The organism is Paraburkholderia sp. 2C (genome assembly GCF_054589215.1).
Window position 1 is genome coordinate 283,460 of sequence record NZ_BAAILL010000041.1, and the last position, 16,129, is coordinate 299,588.

A 16,129-nucleotide genomic window follows, 5' to 3' on the forward strand; every position below is an offset into this window, starting at 1 on the left:
TGTTTTAAAGGTTGTCGATCTCGATCGGCTCGATCGCGTCGGCAATCTCGAAGCCGAAAATCTTTCCGTAAAAGTACAACTCGGCTTCGAGGCAGCGCCGGATATTGTCGGCGACCCGAAAGCCATGCTGCTCCTCTGGAAACACGATGGATGCAACGGGCAAACCCTTCGCGCGCACCGAGCGGTACATCGCTTCAGCCTGATCGGGCGGTACGACCTTGTCTTTGCCGCCCTGGAAAAGAATCATCGCGCACGATAGCCGGTCGGCATGATTGATCGGCGAGCGCTCGCGATAGAGCGCCTTTTGCTCCGGGTATGGGCCGACCAGCCGGAACAGGTAGCGCGATTCGAATTTGTGCGTTCCGCGCAGCAGCGCTTCGAGATCGCCGATTCCATAGTGGCTTGCGCCCGCCTTGAAGCAGTTGTGGAAGGTTAGCGCGCAAAGCGTCAGATAGCCGCCGGCGCTGGCGCCTCGTACTGCGAGGCGGTTTTCATCGGCGAGCCCGTGGTTGACCAAATAAGCGGCCGCGGCGACCGCGTCGTCGACATCGTCGACGCCCCAGCGACCGCTCAGTTGCTGCCGGTACGCGCGACCGTAGCCGCTGCTGCCGCTGTAGTTGACGTCCACCACCGCGAAGCCGCGGCTGGTCCAGAATTGCACGTTCCACTTGAACGAGCGATCGGAAGAGCTTGTCGGGCCGCCATGCGCCATCACGAGCAAGGGGGGGCGTTCATCGGCGGGGCCCGCATAGTCCGCGTTGAATGGCGGATAGTACAGCGCATGCGCGGTCCTGCCGCCCGTCGATGGATAACTGATCGGCTGCGCGATCGACGTATAGGCGGCGTCCGCGTCGGTGCGGCTCGAACCGCGAAGCACGCGATGCGTGCGGGCCATCAGATCGAACTCGACGACCGCTTCGGACGACGCGGGCGTGGCCGCGACGAACACCGCTTTATCGCCGCGCACGTGCAGATCGCGCATCATGCAGAACGGCGTGTCGATCGGCTCGAAGGTTTGCGCGATCGGATCGAATATGGCCAGACGAGAATCGGTGTCCTGTTCATAGATGCAGAGGATGCGTCCGATTGCATCGAAGCCATAGGTCGTCATGCCGAACAGCCATTGCGGCTTGCCGAATTCCGCCGCGATCGGGTACAGCGCAATCATCTCGTCCCCATCGACGCGATAGAGATTCCACCAGCCGCTGCGGTCGGACACGACATGAAGCTGCCCTGCGGGCGACCACGCCGGTTGAAACAGCGACTCGGTGACGCCCGCCGCAATGCGGCGCGGGGTGCCGAAGCGGCCACCGCTGTCGATGTCGGCAAGCCACAGTTCCGTGGCGTCCCATGGCATGTCCGGATGATTCCACGCGAGCCACGCAAGACGGCTCCCATCGGGACTCAGGCACGGCGATGAAAAGAAGTCGTGCGTGTCGGCGATTCGCGTGGGGACGCCGGAAGCGAGATCGATTGCAGCGAGGAAGTTGACCGGTTCGTGATCTTGCCCGCGGTGGTCTTCACAAACGGCGATCAGCCGTCGATGACGGCTGTCTTCGATCATGTCGGCAAAGCGAAGTCCTTCCGTTCCGGTTTCGGACAATACGCGCGTCGCGCCGGTTGTGTCGAGCGCATAGATGCGTTGATCGACCGCATTGCTGAAGTACACACCGCTCGGTCCCACCGTATAGGCACCGCCGCCGTACTCGTGCACTAGAGAGCGCACGTTGGCCGGCGGCGCGAGCAGGTCGGCGGCGCCGCCGCCCGCGTAGCGGACGAGCGCGTTGCGTCCCTGCTCCTGCGGGCGGCCTTCGGTCCAATAGATGGCGCCGTCCGTAATAGCGGGCTGACCGAGACGGATCGTGTCGCCGACGATCAGATCCGTCGTAACAGGAGACTTCCAGGCTCCATACGGTGCGATTGCAGGAACGGTTTTCATGTGTCCGGGTAGCATTGTCAGGTTGTTGAGCTGCTGCGCGTATCACCTTATCGCAAACTGCTTGCAACCGCTTCGTTGCCCGGCGAATCATGTCGCCACTTGCCTGATTCGTTCCGCTAGAGCACGCGACCAAGGAAGTGATGCATCCGGCTCGCTATCTCTTCGCTCTTGTCGGCCAAGGCGCAATGACCGCTGTCCGTCAACTGGATCTCGGCGTCGGGCACCACCTCGCGATATCGCTGCTGATTGTCAGCTGGGAACAGAATGTCGTTCTTTCCGCTCACCACCAGCGTCGGCGGTTTCTGTGCGCGCAGGTAATCCTGAGCATTCGTGAGCGTCGGACCGTTGGTGCGGATATCGTAAAGCAGATCGAGCGATAGATCCGCGGCGCCGCTACGTTGCAGCGATGCCTAGTCCGCCTGCCACTGGTCCGGATCGATCAGCGACGGATCGCGTACGCCGTCGACATACAGATCGCGAACCACGTCGAGCGTGAGATAGTGCTGCCCGACCTTCTCGCGGCTCCCGGCCGTACCGTCCTTCCAGTACGGCACAAGCGGCCCGAACCACGGGCTCGCGCTCAGAAACAGCGGATTGTTTTGCGCGACCAACGCCTTCATCCGGTGCGGCGTTTTCAGCATCAAACGATATCCGACAAGGCCCCCGAAATCCGTGGCGTACAAAACGTATTGTCCGATGCCGGCCTTGTCGACGAACTTGCCGATCACCTCGCCGAGGGCGTCGAATGTATAGGGTGCATGCGAGCGATCCGGCACGGCGCTGTTGCCGAAGCCGGGATAATCCGGTGCGAAGACGTGATAGTTCACGGACAGTTCGCGAATAAGATCGCTAAACATCGCCGATGACGACGGCCAGCCAGGCAGCAACAATACCGTCGGTGCGCCTGGCGCACCCGCTTCCCGGTAAAAGACAGAAACGCCGTCGATATCGATGGTTCGATAGCGGGTCGGAAATTCCAGATTCCCGGTGACGGCCGAATTTCCGTCCGTTTTCGTGGTCTGGGCTTTCGCCGACGTCGCGTTGGATACGATCAGGGCCGCAGCACCAGCGAGCAAACTCGTTGTAAAGGAACGACGCGTGAGCATGAAGGGACTATCCTGCAAGCGTTGAACAGGGCCGTCTGTCGTCGCGACAATAAAAGCCTCGCAACGGCGTCCGGCACGACTTGACGCTCGCCAAGCAAACCGGCGAACTTCGGAATTCACGCACCGAGGTGCAGCGCGACGTGTTCCAGCTTCCGGTTGTCGGTCGACCACAACTGTTCGACCTGCTGCGCCATCGGATCGGGGAAGATGTAGGTCCGGCCTTCGGCGAGACCCTTCACGATATTGGCGGCCGCGTGTTCAGGCGTAGCTTTGGGATAAGGCACCTGCCTTGCCAGCACCGTCTCGATCGGTCCGGGATAGATGCCGACAACGGTGACGTCGTCCTTTTCGAGCGTCCCGCGAAGGGACTGAGTGATCGAATGCAAAGCCGCCTTGGAAGCGGAGTAACCGGCCATCATGGGAACCGCCGACAGTCCGACAACGCTGCTCACAATCGCGATAGTGCCGGACCTGCGGGCCACGAACTGCGGCGTGAAAGCACGAAGTCCAATGGTGCAACCGGCACCTACGAGCGCACGGTCGAAGCACTGAGGACTTCTTCTTTTCATTACAATGCCGGAACAGCCGGTCCGTTTCCCGGTGTGCGCATCCGGTTCGGAGGTTGTATATCTGCCGGCCATCGGTGCTCGACACTCGACATGACGGCCGCTGTAATGGAGACATCGCATGGCAGCGTTCGTCAGTCATCCGGCCGTCCTCTTCGTCGTCCTGCTTGCCCTTTTCGTCGGAGCGGTCGCATTCGGCGCCCATGTGCTACGGCGCGTCGCCCCCCTCCCGGAGGAGGACCGCGAAGACTTCAACATTGTGCAAACCTCCACGCTCACGTTGCTGGCGCTGCTCGTCGGCTTCAGCCTTTCGATGGCAGTCGGCCGCTATGACCAGCGCAAGAATCTCGAGGAAAGCGAAGCCAATGCAATAGGAACGGAATACGCGCGCGCCGACGTGGCCAATGCGGCCGTGGGCGCGAAGATAAAGGCTGGATTGGTGCGCTACACCGAGCTAAGACTGGCTGATTTCCGGACGCAAGACCGGCAGGAAGTCGAACGAATCGACCGCGATACCGCAGTTGTCCAGGCCGAGTTGTGGCGGCTCGCGACACAAGTAGCGCAAGAACAACCGACGCCGATCGGTGCGCTTGTCGTTGCAGGGATGAACGACGTACTGAATTCGCAGGATTACACCGAGGCCGCACGCATTAATCACATACCGCTCGGTGCGTGGATTCTCATGATCGTTATCGCGGTCTTTGGCTGTGTCGTGCAGGGCTACGGCACGAAAGGGAAGCTGCGCAGAGGCCTGTTGATCACTGTTCTGCCTGTAACGGTTGCGTTATCGCTTGCGCTTATTGCCGATATCGATAGTCCGCGGGCGGGGTTTATTCGCGTCCAGCCTCTGGATTTGGCCAGATTGCTTCAATCGTTGACGAAGTGATGCGAGGCGGCGCCGCGTCATTCAGACAGATGCGAGCGCGACGTGGCCACGGCTCGTTTGCAAGGGCATCAACCGTTCAAAAAGCAGATCTGCTTGCGGAAATTGCCCCCGGCGACATGCTGTCGCAGCCCTGACGGAACGCTCTCATTGCGCCTGGACGCGCTATAACATGAATTATATATGCATGTTATTTCGGAGGCGGAATGAAGATCGACGAGCCGGCAATGAACGGTCTGCCAAGCGCAGTTATCGGCTTGCCGATCCTCAGGCTTGGATTCCGGCCGTTCTACCTGGGCGGCGCGTGCTTTGGACTGGTCGCCATGCTGTTCTGGCTCATTACGCTGCACGGCCGCCCTCTCGCCGGCCATTCGCCGGCGATGAGCGGTGTGATCTGGCATGCGCACGAAATGGTCTTTGGGTTCGCCGCAGCGATCGTCGTCGGCTTTTTGCTCACTGCCGTACGCGCGTGGACGTCGCTGGAAACACCGCGTGGAGCGTCGCTCGCGTGGCTTTGGCTGTTATGGGCGGCCGGTCGCGCGCGCGCTGTTGCGCTGGATGAAGAACGATGCAACGCCGGAATCCGAATGCCTGCCGATCGAACTGGTCGTTAGGGGTACGAGCGGACCGCCGGCGGCATGACGACGTCATGTTTCAGTGCTCGATGCATGGCGCGACTGTGTCGCGTGTATCGGGTAAGCCGAAAGAAACCTTCCTGAAATCTCCGTCCGCCCCGACGAATGTGGCCCGACCAATTTGCACTGCGTCGGGCGCGCACTCACCATATCCGTGCAATGACAGTAACGCGGTAAGCCGGCTTATGCGGCTGCGCGGTTCGACGGAGACAATTCGACATGAAGATCAAGGAAGCCATCGAGCGGTTCCCCGGTGGCATGATGGTGATCCCGCTGCTGTGGGGTAGCCTGCTCAACACCTATTTCCCCCACGTCCTTTCGATCGGCAGTTTTTCGACGTCGCTCGCGCATGGGGCGTTGCCGATTCTCGCCGTGTTCTTCGTCTGCATGGGCGCCGAGATTCAGTTGAAGACCGCGCCGCGCGCGCTGAAGAACGGCGCCGCCATCACCCTTTCGAAGCTGGCGAGCGGCGTCGCGATCGGTTTGCTGGTCAGCTATATCTTCAAGGGCAAACCGGTGTTCGGGCTGTCGGGCATGGCGATTATCGCGGCCATGACCAATGCGAACATGGGCCTTTATGCGGCGCTGACCAAGCAGTTCGGCGACGAGGTCGACCGCGGCGCGCTCGCGGTGCTATCGATTCTCGAAGGCCCGTTCATCACGATGGTCGCGCTTGGCGTATCGGGGCTCGCGAAGATACCGTTCATCGAATTGCTCGCGACCATTCTGCCGATTCTGATCGGCATGGTGCTCGGCAACCTCGACCGCAATATGCGATCGTTCCTCAAATCGGGCGGCGATCTGCTGATTCCGTTCTTTGCGTTCGGCCTCGGCGCGCAGATCAATTTGCACGCGATCCTCGGTGCTGGGATGTCGGGCATTCTGCTCGGCCTCGTGACGCTGGTATTCGGCAGCATCGTCAATATCATCGCGTCGCGACTGGCCGGTGGCACGGGTGTCGGTGGGGCAGCAGTATCGACAACCGCGGGTAATGCGGTCGCGACACCGACGGCAATTGCGGCTGTCGATCCGCATCTCGCGTCGCTTATCGCCGTGGCGACACCGCAAATTGCGGCATCGACGATCGTGACGTCGCTACTGGCGCCGCTGTTGACTGCGCTGTACGCGAAGAAATTCAAAGGCCGGCGCAAAGAAAGCGATGAGGTTCGGGCGGCGTCGCCGCTCGCCAAGCCCGCAGACGCAGCCTAAGCGTTCAAAGCGTTCATGGCGTGCTTTTGGTCACGATTGCCCCGAAGACACCGATTGCAATCAAGCACGCGAGCGTCTTTGAGACTCTGCTTCAGACATCACGCATCTGCGTCCGCCGGAACCGTCCGCGATGCGTCGAGAAACCCAAGGCCGAGACTGTCGAGCAAACGAGCCTGCACCTGCTCGGCTTGCGCGTTGACCGCATCGGCGCCGAACGGCTCGCCGACAATTACGCGCGCCGCGCGCGAGCCATTCGGTTGGTCGACGATCCGGCTGATCGCTTCGGCCACGTCATGAGCGTTCGGTGCATTTTCGCCCGCGAACAGGTCCATCAATCGCGCCACCATCTTGCCGGGAATCGCACTGATTTCGCCGTAGCCGACGCTCCGCTCCACATCGCCGGGTTTCTGAGCGCTCGCGAACATATTTGTCGGATAGCTGCTCGGTTGAACCAGCACCACGTCGATACCGAGTTGCGATAGCTCATAGCGGTAGCTGTCGGTCAGTGCCTCCATGGCGAACTTCGACGCACCGTACAAGCCGAAAAATGGAAACGTCACACGGCCGAGGAACGATCCGATATTCACCACGAGACCCTCGCCCTGCCGACGGAAAGCCGGCAACGCAGCACGCAGTGTCCGTTGCACGCCGATGACGTTGACGTCGAAAAGCGCGCGCACCTGGTCTGCCGTGAACGATTCGGAAATGCCCGCCGAGCCGAGGCCCGCATTGTTGATCAGCACGTCGAGCCGATCGGCTTTCGCGATGACGGAAGCCACGCCTTGCTCGACCGACTGGTCGTCGGTCACGTCGAGTTCGACGACTTGAACCCCCTGCGCGCGCAGCGCGTCGGCATGCGGCCGGTTACGGCCCGCGGTGTCGCGCATCGACGCGAATACGCGGTGCCCCGCTTTCGACAGTGTCTGCGCAGTATCGCGTCCGAAGCCGCTGCTTGCCCCGGTGATAAGAATGGTCTTTGACATGGATGAGTTGCCTTCATCGGATAACACAGTTCAGAGGAATACGTACTTTTCTAGCGAATGCCCGATACCAGGCCGGCTACACGTCGAATGCGTCGCGATTCGCCGCAAGGAACGCTTCGAGCGGCTGCGGCGGGGTCCCCGTGATTTCTTCAATGGTGTCGCTGGTGCCGGCGAAAATGCCGTTCTGGTAGTCGATCGCAATTTCAATAAAGTGCTGGCTAATGAACTCGGGCACGCCGTACGCTTCCAGATGCTCGCGATACTGCTCAATGCTGCTGGGGCCATACACAATCTTGCGATCGAGGAACTTGCCGACCACCTCGGCAATCTCTTGCTGGTCAAGTTCCTGAGCACCGTATAGCGGATAGATCTTGCCGACATGCGCGGCTGGCCTCGCCAGCAAGGCGGCGATCACGCGGGCCTGATCTTCACCCGAGATCGGTGCGTGGCGTCCGCTGCCGTACGGAAGCGTGATTTTTCCCTGCTTCAGCATCGGGTCGCGCACGAACGGGGCCCGCAGCCATTCAGCAAAAAAGGTCGGGCGGATGTGCACGGTCGGCACGCCTGACCAGTCGAGCACGCGTTCCGCGATCCAGTGATTGCGCGCCGCATGGCTCTTCGAATCTTCGCGAGCCGAGATTTGCGACATATTCACGACAACATCGAGCCCGGCCCGAAGCGCGGCATCCGCGAAATACGCGGTGACCTGGATAAGGTTCGGTCGAATGGGGTAACACAGATACGCGCCCGATACGCCATCCGTCGCACGGATCACGGCGTCATGATCGAGCATATCGCCCACAACGATTTCCGCGCCGAGCTTTCTAAGTGCATCGCTGCGCGCGTCGTCGCTATGAACGAACGCCCGAACCGCATGGCCATCGTTGATCAGATTGCGCACCGTATGCGCGCCCGTCTTGCCGGTGGCGCCTGTAACCAGTAATTTGCGTTGTTCCATAAAGTCGGTACTCCGTTTCAAACCAACCGTTAATGTGCATATTCACATACGCGAATAGACCGACCCCGGTCGTGGCATGCTCATTGCCGTTGTTTAAAGCGTGTCGAGGTGTTCCTTGACGAATTGCAGGACGCGCGACGAAGCATTGGGGTCGACGATAATCCGCGACATCGTGACGGCCCCGACCATGGCTGCGACCGCGAATACGGCGCGGGATTGCGGCGCTTGCGGCTGCGAACGGCCGAGCCACTTCGTCACCATGTCGACGAGATCGTCCATACCTTCCGATGCCACGGCGCGCGTGCCCTCGTCGGCCCGGGCCAGTTCGCTGCCCATCGCCGCAAGCGGGCATCGCGCCGCGCGATTGTCGCGATGGTCCGTCGACACATAGCGATTGACGATCGCCTGAAAGCTATCCGCGCCTTCGCCCTCGCTTTCGCTTGCCGCCATCTCCAGTGAAGCGATCATCGATTCGAAACTCTTCGCGCATGCCTCGGCAACCAATTGATCTTTCGATTCAAAGTGCCGATAGAAGCCGCCACGCGTAAGTCCCGCTTCGGCCATCAGGTCATTGAGCCCGGTCGCCTGAATGCCGTTGAGCCGGAACTGCCGTGCCGCCACATCGACGATCCGCCGACGCGTTTCGGCCGTTTCGACCTTCGACTTTTTCATCGCCCGCCACGCTCCTTGTGTCTACCCGTTGGATAGAAGATAACCGACATCTAAAACGAGATCAAGGCGATCGGCAAAAATAATGTTGCCTGTCCCGCGCTGGGGTCGAATCGCTAGAAGCGCTGTACGTACGCTTTAGCCACGACATTGTCTTCGGCAAGTACTATCATTGCGCGCGACGAAGTCCCGGCAGGCCTTGCTCCGTGCATAACGGGAGCGGACCGTGAAAATGCCGAATCGATCGAGGTGTCGCTCATGACCAGCAACGCAAAACGAATCGGCGCCGCGGCGATCCTGATCGGCCTGGCTCTCACCTGCTCCCGTGCCGCGTGGAGCCAACCGTCCGCGATTCCACAGCCATGGATCGCCTACGCGCAACTGGCGGCGCAGCAGTTTCAGGCGTGGCTCGAAGCCGATGGCGACGCGGCGGACGCGCTGCATACCTATCTGGAGCAGCGGCATAAGAACGCCAAAGGCGATGCGTCGCTCAAGACGGTCGCGGTCCGCGCCTGGTTCGGCGCCGACGGAACCGTCACTCGTGTCGCGTTCGATTCGCTCGGCGACGCGAAAGCCGATGCGGACCTGCGGCAACTACTGACCACGCGCCCGATGACCGAGCCGCCGCCGCCCGACATGCGGCAACCGTTGCGCGTGCAACTGCAGCTCGAGGAAAATCCCGACGCCGACGATGACGACTCCCCCGATAGCCCGCCGATGCCGGGAGAAAACACGCCGTGAACGCGCAAGCCTTGCGCCTGCTGTATGTCACGACGTTGTCGCTGACCGTCGCGTGTCATGCCACCGCGCAAACCACTAACGCGCCGATGACGATCGCGCCGCCGAAGCATCCGGACGCGACGGCACTCGAATCCAACGCAACGGGCTTCTTCGTCAACAATCGCGGCGATGTGCTAACCGCGCGGCATGTTGTACAAGCGTGTCAAACGCTTTTCGTGATCAAGGATGGACAAATCGCGCGCGCGACGATCGAGGCGGTCAGCGCGGACGCGGACCTGGCGGTGATTACCAGCAGGATCAAGCCGCTCCTCGCGGCCAGCTTCCCCAAAACGGGCAGCGTCGGCAGCGCACAGCCGGTATTCACTGCCGGCTACGAAGTGCTACGTCATCTGCCGAATCGCGCGGGCACGATGTACAACGCCGTCACGCGCGATCCACCCGCTGCGGCAGCGGGCACGTTCACCTTGATGTCGTCCGCGACGAACGGGGCGAGCGGCAGCCCGGTGCTCGATCAGGCAGGCCTCGTGGTCGGCCTCGTCACGGATCGAACCCAGCTCAGTAGCGAAGACCCGCGTGCGTTTGTCACGCGCAGCGGCGCGGCCGACTACGTGGTCGCCGTATCCGCGCCAACACTCAAGGCGTTTCTCGCGGCACACCGCATTCCGTTCAACGAGACCGACGCCGCGCAACTTGAACCGATGCAGGCGCGCGCCCCCAGAGCGGCGACACTCGAAACCGGCGTGTTGTGCGGCGATTGACGCCGCCACTAACCGCCGTCGGTGAACAAAGCCTTGCGAATGATCGCGTGCACGCCCCAATTGCCATCCACCACCTGCGTCACGCCGAAATCCACCGCGACCGACATCAGCGAAATTGCCTCGTCTTCGCTGAGCCCTTTGGTGGTCATCAGAAAGCGGCGCGTCTTGATGAACGCATCGCGCATGGCCAGATCGAGCGTCGACTTCTCATAGATCTTGCTTTGCGCATGAGAACCGAACTCGGTCAGGTAATTCGGATGACTGAATCCATGCAGCACCCATTCGTCGGCCGTTTCGACAAGCGGATACGTGAGATCGGCAAACGGCTTTCCGGCTAGCGTCGCCTTCTTGTGCAGGATCAACTGGAAGTCGCCCGTCAACGAGCACTCGATCGCCGTACCGCACAGCTCCGAATCTCCTTGCGACGCGTGCGGATCGCCAACCGACAGTAACGCCCCTTCGACGCCCACCGTCAGATAAACGCTCGCGCCACGCGCGACGCGCCAGTTGTCGAGATTGCCGCCGAACGCGGACGGCGGAATCGAATCGATCAAGCCGTCCTGCTGAGGTGCGACCGCGATCAGCCCGAAGTGCGGCCGCACGGGAATTCGCACGTTCTTCAATACGTCGTGATTCTCGACAACCGTCGAGTGGTCGACCGGCACGCCCGGATAGTCGATGGTCGGATGCACGACGCCGAACGGATCTCGCTGCGGTGTCCACCGGTAGTTGTACACGGCGCGCGCAAACGACGAACCGTGCTCCGGCAGATCGGCATCGAGTTCATAAATCGTGACGACTTCGCGCGGTTTGGGCTCGGTCAGCAGTTCCCGATAATGGAAACCCCACCATGCCGCGGCATTGCTGCCGAACGCCCGGCCCGCGAAATGCGGGTTGGCGCAGCGGCGCGGATGCACATCGAGAATTTTCACTTCGAGCACATCGCCCGGCGCAGCACCGCGCACCGCGACCGGTCCGGTGCAGATATGCACACCGAAGCCTTCGCCTGCGCCACGTCCATAGATCGACGCATCGATCGGTCCGGCGCCGCGCCGGTCCACGTTCTTGCGCTCGGCCGTCCAGTGAAACACGCTTTCGGCACCCGGGTCGCCGGCTACCATGCGCGCCCAGTCGTCGGACGCATGCTGCGTCAACGTCTCGATCGTGACGGTATCGCCGCTGTCGACTTCGAGCACCGCCTTCAGGTCGTGCGAAAAATAGCCCCAATGCACGGTATTCGCGGTCGCACGCAGAAGGTGGTGGCGCGGTCGGGCCGGCCGGCGGCTGCCGGCTTTGCCGATCGCGGTATGCGCCTTCGCTGGCGATTGCGCGACCATCGTATCCGCATCATCTTCGGCTTCGTTTGCCGTTTCTGCCAAAGATGCCGCGCCGCGCGCACGACTGGCTGGCTGCGCCTGCACCAGCACCGACTCCGCATTGAGCGGCACGCCGCGCGAAATGCGCCGCACGAGATGCCGCGCGAGTTCAAGGCCCGCTCCGTGACGAAACGCGCGCGGCGACATCTGATACTGCTCGCGAAACGCGCGGCTAAAGTGCGCGGGATCGTTGAAGCCCCAACGAAAGCAGATGTCCGAGATCGACATCTTTTCGTAAAGCGGGTCGACGAGCTCCGCGCGGCAGCGTTCGAGCCGCCGTTGCCGCAAATAAGCGGAAAAGCTCTGGCCGGCCGTCTCGAACAGTTTCTGCAGATAGCGCGACGAGACGCGCACTTCCTTGGCGATCGCAGCGAGGCAGATCGCTGGATCGCCAAGGCGTTCGTCGATCGTGCGACACGCGCGCGCGTAGATCGCCGCCTGCGATGCGGTCAGGCCATTGATGCTCGCTTCCTCTTGACGTCCGGCGAGACATGCCACGAGGAACTCGGCCAGCGCGAGTTCGAGGGGCCGCAACTCGCCGACCGACAGTGTGTCGACGCTTTCCGCAATCGACGCGAGAAACGCCGAAAACACGTGCCCGATGCCCGCGTCGGCGGCAATCCTGCCGGCGCGTATCGACGACGAAGCGAACAGGCGGGCACCGACCGCCGCGCGCGGCACGCGCACGACGAACACGCGAAAGTCCGTTGCAAACTCGAGCGACGCCTGTTCGCGCGGCGGCAGATAAACGATGTCATGTACCGCAACGGGTTCGCGGCGGCCATCGGCGACAAGCGTCGCGGCGCCGTCGACGGCGAGCACGATCTGCAGACAGTCGGCGGCCGACGTCTTCAGTTCGAGCGTTTGCGCGACCGACGTCAGCACGCTGAGCGCGAAGCCGCCGATCGATGTCCGCGATTCAATGATGCCGTGTAGCGCACGAGCCGATTGCGGCGCGCCCGCGACGCTGCTGCGCAAACCGATGCCGTCGAGTGCGTCGCGCCATGCGTGCAACCGCGCGGCCTGCGGATAGGACTCGGTTGTAAAGCGCAGCGGTTCCAACGTAAGGCTCCCGGGTCGTGACAAGCGACGCGGGAACGCCGCGCGGCAACGCCCGGAACCGGCTCGGCAGGTCTCCTCGCGGCACCGGACGCGTTATCGCGCTAAACAAGGCAACCTTTGTGCCATCGCTGCTCAAAAACCGATACGCGCAATCTGCGGCGCATAGGCGTGCACGCTACGCAGGCAAGCGCAACGCACAGGAAGCGTGCCACGCCCCTTCGACGAGCATCGGCGCGCGCATTCCTGCGCCAGAGTCGCGCACGTGCACTGCGCTGGCGCAACGCGCGGCCGTGTCAGCAATACGTCAGTTGTTGAAAAGGAAATCGAATCATCCGGCGGCAAACACGTTCTTTCGAATCGACCCGTGCACGCCCCAATTGCCGTCGACCACCTGCGTGACGCCAAAGTCCGCTGCAACCGACATCAGCGCAATCGCTTCGTCTTCGCTCATCCGGTGCACCGTCATCAGAAAACGGCGCAGCTTGCGAAACGCGTCGCGCATCGCCTTGTCGAGGCTCGCGTGCTGCGCGACTTCGAGTTGCGCGTTCGGACCGAGTTCCGCGAGGTAATTCGCGAACGTGAAGCCGTATACGGACCATAGATCGTCGGTTTCAAGCATCGGATGCGTGAGCCCTTCCAGCGTCGTGCCGGCGAGATCGCTCTTTTTGTGCAGCACGAATTCGAAATCGCCGGTCAGCGAGCATTCGATCGCCGTGCCGCCCAGTTCGCTGTCGCCTTGCGCCGCATGCGGATCGCCCACCGAAAAATAGGCGCCGTCGACCGCCACCGGGTAGTACATCTTCGCGCCCTTGCCGACGCGCCAGTCGTCGATATTGCCGCCCGTGTAGCCCGGCGGAATCGAACTCACGTAGTCGGACTCGGCGGGCGCAAGGCCCATCGTGCCGAAATGCAGACGTGCCGGCACCTTCACGTTGGGCAGAATATGTTCGCGCTTGCGCACGAGCGTGTGATCGACCTTGACGCCCGGATAGTCGATCATCGCATGCACGACACCATCGGGGTCCGTCTGCGGTGTCCATACGTAGTTGTAAACCGCGCGCGCATACGGTTCGCCGGCGGTATCGAGTTCGAAGATCGTCACGACTTCGCGCGGCTTCGGTTCCTCGATCAGATCGCGGTAGTGAAAGCCCCACGATGCCGCGACATTCGAACCAAAACAGCGGCCCGCATAGCACGCGCTGCAGCTCGGCCGCGGACGGACGTCGAGAATCCGCACTTCGAGCACGTCGCCCGCTTGCGCGCCTTCGACCGCCACCGGCCCCGTGAGCAGGTGCACGCCGACGCCTTCGCCGGATCCGAGCTTGAACGGGCCCTCGGTCGGGCCCGCGCCACGGCGCGGCACGGCTTTGTGTTCGCGGGTCCAGTGAAACACGCTTTCAGCGCCGGGGTCGCCGGCAATCATTCGCTCGTGGTCGTCGTTCGCGTGATGGGTCAGCGTTTCGATCGTCACGCGGTCGCCGGAGCGCACGGTCAGCGCGGGTGCGACCTGCTTGCTGAAATAACCCCAATGAACCGTTTCCGGCGATACGGGAAGTGTGTGTTGCTTCATATCGTTTCGGACCTCGTGGCCAATTCAAACCCCGTGTCGGCGCCCATCACGTTGAGGAATTTCGCCGTCAATGGATGCTGTGGATGCCTGAGCAATTCATGCGCCGGTCCTTCTTCGACGACGTTGCCGCCGCTCATGAAGACGACGCGATCGGCGACCTGATCGGCAAAGCGCAACTGATGCGTGGAAATGATCATCGTCAGCCCTTCTTCGAGCGCGAGCCGCTGGATCACGTCGAGCACTTCGCCGACGAGCTCGGGATCGAGCGCGGACGTCGGCTCGTCGAGCAGCAGCACGCGCGGACTCGGCGCCAGCGCACGCGCAATTGCGACACGTTGCTGCTGCCCGCCCGACAGGTGACGCGGCAATGCATCGGCGCGGTGGCTCAGGCCAACGCGTTCGAGCAGTTCGCCTGCCCGGCGATCGGCATCGGCAGCACGCATGCCATGCACCCAGCGCAACGGACCGGCGATGTTTTCGCGCGCGCTCAGATGGCTGAACAGGTTGAACTGCTGGAATACCATGCCGACGCCGACGCTCGCACGCTCGTTGGCGATATCGCGCGCGCGCATCGGCCGGCCGTCTTCGCGATAGCCGAGCCTGCGCCCGCCCACGTGAATCTGCCCCGCATCCCATTGCTCGAGATGGTTGATACAGCGCAGCAGCGTGCTCTTGCCCGAGCCGCTTGGGCCGAGCAGCGCGATCACCTCGCCCGCTTGCACGGTCAGATCGAAGCGGTCGAGCACCGTCTGTTTGCCGTAACGTTTATGCAAGCCTGTCACGCGCACTGCCGCGGGACGCTGCGCGAGCTGTGCATAGCGCTTTGCGCGATCGGCGGGGGACGCGCCGGCGGCGCGCACCGGCGCATGCGGGGACAGCTCAGCCGGAGCGGACGCCGCGGATTGCAGCGCGGCCTCTGACGCTTCGCCGCCATTGCCGGCCATATCGGGCTGCACAACAGCATCGTCGGCCTCCGCGTGACGCCGCCGCCACGGCAACAGCCGGCTAAACCGCTCCGATGGCGCGCGATCGAGATCGAGCGCCGCTTCGGCGAACAGCTGAATCATTGCGATTGCGCCGGTCAACAGCAGGTACATCAAGCCGGACGCAAAGAAGATCGAGAAGAAATCGAAGGTCGACGAAGCGAGCTGCGTGCTGCGCAGCGTCAGTTCGTCGACCGCGATCACCGACGCGAGCGACGAGTTCTTCAACGCGCTCACCGACTCGTTGCCCAGTGCCGGCACGATCGTGCGGATCGCTTGCGGCGAGATGATGCGACGCATCAGCACGGCCGGCGTCATACCGAGCGCCTGCCCCGCAAGCAGTTGTCCGCGGTCGACGCCGAGCACGCCGGCGCGCAGGATCTCGGCGATAAACGGCCCTTCGTTCGCCGCGAGCGCGAGCCCCGCGGCGCCCAGCGCGCTCAGCTTGAGTCCGATATGCGGCAGCGCGTCGTATGCGAACACGAGTTGCAGGATCAACGGCGTGCCGCGGAAAATCACCGTATAACCGCGCGCGATCACCGCGAGCGGGCCGACCTTGCTCAATTGCATGGCGGCAAGCACGAGGCCCACCAGCAATCCGCCGGCAAGCCCGAGCGCGGTCACGGCGATCGTAAAGCCGATTCCGCGCAGCAGATACGGCAAACTCAGATAGTGCAGAAACAGATCCATC

13 protein-coding genes and 2 pseudogenes are annotated in these 16,129 nt (G+C 62.4%); 6 read left to right on the top strand and 9 right to left on the bottom strand.

Annotated features, from left to right (window positions below; genetic code table 11):
- Nucleotides 1-4: 4 nt before the first annotated feature.
- The gene (locus ACYPXD_RS19865) at nt 5-1,939 is read right to left on the bottom strand and encodes a S9 family peptidase (protein ID WP_459714860.1); all 1,935 of its coding nucleotides are present in this window, start codon (nt 1,937-1,939) and stop codon (nt 5-7) included.
- 140 nt (nt 1,940-2,079) lie between these two features.
- Here ACYPXD_RS19865 and ACYPXD_RS19870 point away from each other — a divergent pair, with 140 nt between their 5' ends.
- Nucleotides 2,080-2,319, top strand: coding sequence for a hypothetical protein (locus ACYPXD_RS19870; RefSeq protein ID WP_459714863.1), 240 nt, complete (start codon nt 2,080-2,082; stop codon nt 2,317-2,319).
- Nucleotides 2,320-2,349: 30 nt separating this feature from the next.
- On the opposite strand, the gene ACYPXD_RS19875 is transcribed toward ACYPXD_RS19870, so the two are convergent.
- Both ACYPXD_RS19875 and ACYPXD_RS19880 read right to left on the bottom strand, forming a co-directional pair.
- Entirely contained in the window at nt 2,350-3,165 is an 816-nt protein-coding gene (locus tag ACYPXD_RS19875) for an alpha/beta fold hydrolase (RefSeq protein WP_459714866.1), read from the bottom strand.
- Complete coding sequence (locus ACYPXD_RS19880) at nt 3,162-3,734, bottom strand: SDR family NAD(P)-dependent oxidoreductase (protein WP_459714868.1); 573 nt, start codon at nt 3,732-3,734, stop codon at nt 3,162-3,164. The genes ACYPXD_RS19875 and ACYPXD_RS19880 overlap by 4 nt, the downstream gene beginning before the upstream one ends.
- Here ACYPXD_RS19880 and ACYPXD_RS19885 point away from each other — a divergent pair.
- The 3 genes and pseudogenes from ACYPXD_RS19885 to ACYPXD_RS19895 all read left to right on the top strand — a co-directional run bounded on the left by ACYPXD_RS19885 (nt 3,733) and on the right by ACYPXD_RS19895 (nt 6,338).
- Entirely contained in the window at nt 3,733-4,497 is a 765-nt protein-coding gene (locus ACYPXD_RS19885; protein WP_459714870.1) for a bestrophin-like domain, read from the top strand. The two genes, ACYPXD_RS19880 and ACYPXD_RS19885, sit on opposite strands and share 2 nt — an antisense overlap.
- A gap of 224 nt (nt 4,498-4,721) precedes the next feature.
- Nucleotides 4,722-5,033, top strand: a pseudogene (locus tag ACYPXD_RS19890) (NnrS family protein); the annotation flags it as partial.
- Nucleotides 5,034-5,348: 315 nt separating this feature from the next.
- The gene (locus ACYPXD_RS19895) at nt 5,349-6,338 is read left to right on the top strand and encodes a 2-keto-3-deoxygluconate permease (RefSeq protein WP_459714873.1); all 990 of its coding nucleotides are present in this window, start codon (nt 5,349-5,351) and stop codon (nt 6,336-6,338) included.
- A gap of 98 nt (nt 6,339-6,436) precedes the next feature.
- Here ACYPXD_RS19895 and ACYPXD_RS19900 read toward each other — a convergent pair whose 3' ends face one another.
- From ACYPXD_RS19900 to ACYPXD_RS19910, 3 genes are all read right to left on the bottom strand, one after another.
- Nucleotides 6,437-7,321 (bottom strand): SDR family oxidoreductase, encoded by an 885-nt coding sequence (locus ACYPXD_RS19900; RefSeq protein WP_459714876.1) that lies wholly within the window; start codon nt 7,319-7,321, stop codon nt 6,437-6,439.
- A 76-nt stretch (nt 7,322-7,397) separates the two neighbouring features.
- Complete coding sequence (locus ACYPXD_RS19905; protein ID WP_459714878.1) at nt 7,398-8,279, bottom strand: NmrA family NAD(P)-binding protein; 882 nt, start codon at nt 8,277-8,279, stop codon at nt 7,398-7,400.
- A 93-nt stretch (nt 8,280-8,372) separates the two neighbouring features.
- Nucleotides 8,373-8,951, bottom strand: coding sequence for a TetR/AcrR family transcriptional regulator (locus tag ACYPXD_RS19910; RefSeq protein ID WP_459714881.1), 579 nt, complete (start codon nt 8,949-8,951; stop codon nt 8,373-8,375).
- Between the two features lie 255 nt (nt 8,952-9,206).
- On the opposite strand from ACYPXD_RS19910, the gene ACYPXD_RS19915 reads away from it, so the two are divergent.
- A complete protein-coding gene (locus ACYPXD_RS19915; protein WP_459714883.1) occupies nt 9,207-9,689 on the top strand; it encodes a YbaB/EbfC family DNA-binding protein in 483 nt (160 codons plus the stop codon).
- Nucleotides 9,686-10,447 carry a S1 family peptidase gene (locus tag ACYPXD_RS19920; RefSeq protein ID WP_459714886.1) on the top strand — a complete coding sequence of 254 codons (762 nt, stop codon included), beginning with the start codon at nt 9,686-9,688 and terminating at the stop codon, nt 10,445-10,447. The genes ACYPXD_RS19915 and ACYPXD_RS19920 overlap by 4 nt, the downstream gene beginning before the upstream one ends.
- Nucleotides 10,448-10,455: 8 nt before the next feature.
- Here ACYPXD_RS19920 and ACYPXD_RS19925 read toward each other — a convergent pair whose 3' ends face one another.
- The 3 genes and pseudogenes from ACYPXD_RS19925 to ACYPXD_RS19935 all read right to left on the bottom strand — a co-directional run bounded on the left by ACYPXD_RS19925 (nt 10,456) and on the right by ACYPXD_RS19935 (nt 16,128).
- The gene (locus ACYPXD_RS19925; RefSeq protein ID WP_459714888.1) at nt 10,456-12,885 is read right to left on the bottom strand and encodes an acetamidase/formamidase family protein; all 2,430 of its coding nucleotides are present in this window, start codon (nt 12,883-12,885) and stop codon (nt 10,456-10,458) included.
- 328 nt (nt 12,886-13,213) lie between these two features.
- Nucleotides 13,214-14,452: pseudogene (locus tag ACYPXD_RS19930) on the bottom strand (acetamidase/formamidase family protein); the annotation flags it as partial.
- Nucleotides 14,452-16,128 (bottom strand): amino acid ABC transporter permease/ATP-binding protein, encoded by a 1,677-nt coding sequence (locus ACYPXD_RS19935; protein ID WP_459714891.1) that lies wholly within the window; start codon nt 16,126-16,128, stop codon nt 14,452-14,454. The pseudogene ACYPXD_RS19930 and the gene ACYPXD_RS19935, both read right to left, overlap by 1 nt.
- Between the last annotated feature and the right edge of the window lies 1 nt (nt 16,129).

Excerpts from the sequence above, each read along its gene's own strand:
- ACYPXD_RS19900 (WP_459714876.1), bottom strand. The coding sequence starts at position 7,321 with ATGTCAAAGACCATTCTTATCACCGGGGCAAGCAGCGGCTTCGGACGC.
- ACYPXD_RS19935 (WP_459714891.1), bottom strand. The coding sequence starts at position 16,128 with ATGGATCTGTTTCTGCACTATCTGAGTTTGCCGTATCTGCTGCGCGGA.
- ACYPXD_RS19895 (WP_459714873.1), top strand. The coding sequence starts at position 5,349 with ATGAAGATCAAGGAAGCCATCGAGCGGTTCCCCGGTGGCATGATGGTG.
- ACYPXD_RS19880 (WP_459714868.1), bottom strand. The coding sequence starts at position 3,734 with ATGCGATGTCTCCATTACAGCGGCCGTCATGTCGAGTGTCGAGCACCG.
- ACYPXD_RS19910 (WP_459714881.1), bottom strand. The coding sequence starts at position 8,951 with ATGAAAAAGTCGAAGGTCGAAACGGCCGAAACGCGTCGGCGGATCGTC.
- ACYPXD_RS19915 (WP_459714883.1), top strand. The coding sequence starts at position 9,207 with ATGACCAGCAACGCAAAACGAATCGGCGCCGCGGCGATCCTGATCGGC.
- ACYPXD_RS19905 (WP_459714878.1), bottom strand. The coding sequence starts at position 8,279 with ATGGAACAACGCAAATTACTGGTTACAGGCGCCACCGGCAAGACGGGC.
- ACYPXD_RS19870 (WP_459714863.1), top strand. The coding sequence starts at position 2,080 with ATGCATCCGGCTCGCTATCTCTTCGCTCTTGTCGGCCAAGGCGCAATG.
- ACYPXD_RS19865 (WP_459714860.1), bottom strand. The coding sequence starts at position 1,939 with ATGAAAACCGTTCCTGCAATCGCACCGTATGGAGCCTGGAAGTCTCCT.
- ACYPXD_RS19885 (WP_459714870.1), top strand. The coding sequence starts at position 3,733 with ATGGCAGCGTTCGTCAGTCATCCGGCCGTCCTCTTCGTCGTCCTGCTT.